This is a genomic window from Brucella grignonensis (genome assembly GCF_002252505.1).
In the GTDB taxonomy this organism is placed as follows: Bacteria; Pseudomonadota; Alphaproteobacteria; order Rhizobiales; family Rhizobiaceae; genus Brucella; species Brucella grignonensis.
In genome coordinates this window covers 1-1,097 of sequence record NZ_NNRL01000049.1, presented here as the reverse complement: position 1 = coordinate 1,097, position 1,097 = coordinate 1, and the positions used below count along the sequence as shown (strand labels likewise).

Genomic DNA, 1,097 nt, shown 5'->3' with positions numbered 1-1,097 from the left:
GCGCTGCGCACACCTTCGCCCATACCATCGCCAGGGACGAGCCGCACCCGATCAACGCGCCGTTCACGCTGGAGCGCTTCCGCACCGGCCGCCTGATCGACGAGGCCGCCGCCGCTGCCGTGGCGCATTGAGGACCGACCCATGCTACTGATCCATTGTCCCTACTGCGACGAAACGCTGCCCGAGGCCGAGTTCGCCTATGCCGGCGAGGCCCATATCATCCGGCCCAAGGACCCATCCGCCCTTTCCGACGAGGAATGGGAAAAGTACCTGTTCATCCGCACCAATGCACGGGGTCTGCAACCCGAGCGCTGGCGTCATCTGCATGGCTGCGGGCGCTTCTTCAACGTCGTCAGGGACACCGTGACCGACCGCATCGTCTTCACCTATAAGGCGGGTGATCCACGCCCGGCCCTCGCTACCCTGACGGAGGGCCAGCAATGAGCCGGTATCGCGTACCAGGCCGCGGGCGAGTCGACACCGGGTGTCCGGTCAGCTTCACCTTGGGCGCGCGCGGCGACATCGTCGCCTCGGCGCTGCTCGCCAACGGCGTTCACCTGATGGGACGGTCCTTCAAGTATCACCGCCCGCGCGGCCCGATCGCCGCCGGCTCGGAGGAGCCCAACGCCCTGATCGGCACGCGCCGCGGCCCCGGCCGGTTCGAGCCGAACACCCGCGCCACCGTGCAAGAGTTGCGCGCCGGGCTGGAAACGACGTCGCAGAACAAATATCCCAGCCTTAAGTTCGACGTCGGCGCGGTCAACGACGCCGCCTACATGCTGTTCTCGGCCGGGTTCTACTACAAGACCTTCATGTGGCCGAAGAGTTTCTGGCACAAGGTCTACGAACCGTTCATCCGCGCCGCCGCCGGCCTCGGCGTCAGCCCGACGGAAAAGGACCCGGATACTTATGCCTCGCGCAACCTGCATTGCGACGTGCTGATCGTCGGCGCAGGTCACGCCGGCCTCGCGGCGGCGCGCTCGGCGGCGGTGGACGGGCTGAAGGTTATCGTCGTCGACGAGAACGCCGAACCGGGCGGCACGCTGCTGTCGGAACCGCAGGCCCGGATCGACGGCCGCCCGGCATGGGACTGGCTG

2 protein-coding genes and 1 pseudogene are annotated in these 1,097 nt (G+C 67.5%); all 3 read left to right on the top strand.

The window, feature by feature from the left end; translation table 11 throughout:
• Positions 1–131, top strand: a pseudogene (locus tag CEV33_RS00705) (sarcosine oxidase subunit beta); the annotation flags it as partial.
• Positions 132–141: 10 nt separating this feature from the next.
• Positions 142–444: a sarcosine oxidase subunit delta gene (locus tag CEV33_RS00700; RefSeq protein WP_094538690.1), complete on the top strand. Its 303-nt coding sequence runs from the start codon at positions 142–144 to the stop codon at positions 442–444.
• Positions 441–1,097, top strand: a 657-nt coding sequence (locus CEV33_RS00695; RefSeq protein WP_141211522.1) for a 2Fe-2S iron-sulfur cluster-binding protein, incomplete at its 3' end; no start/stop codon positions are given. The genes CEV33_RS00700 and CEV33_RS00695, both read left to right, overlap by 4 nt.

Excerpts from the sequence above, each read along its gene's own strand:
- CEV33_RS00700 (WP_094538690.1), top strand. The coding sequence starts at position 142 with ATGCTACTGATCCATTGTCCCTACTGCGACGAAACGCTGCCCGAGGCC.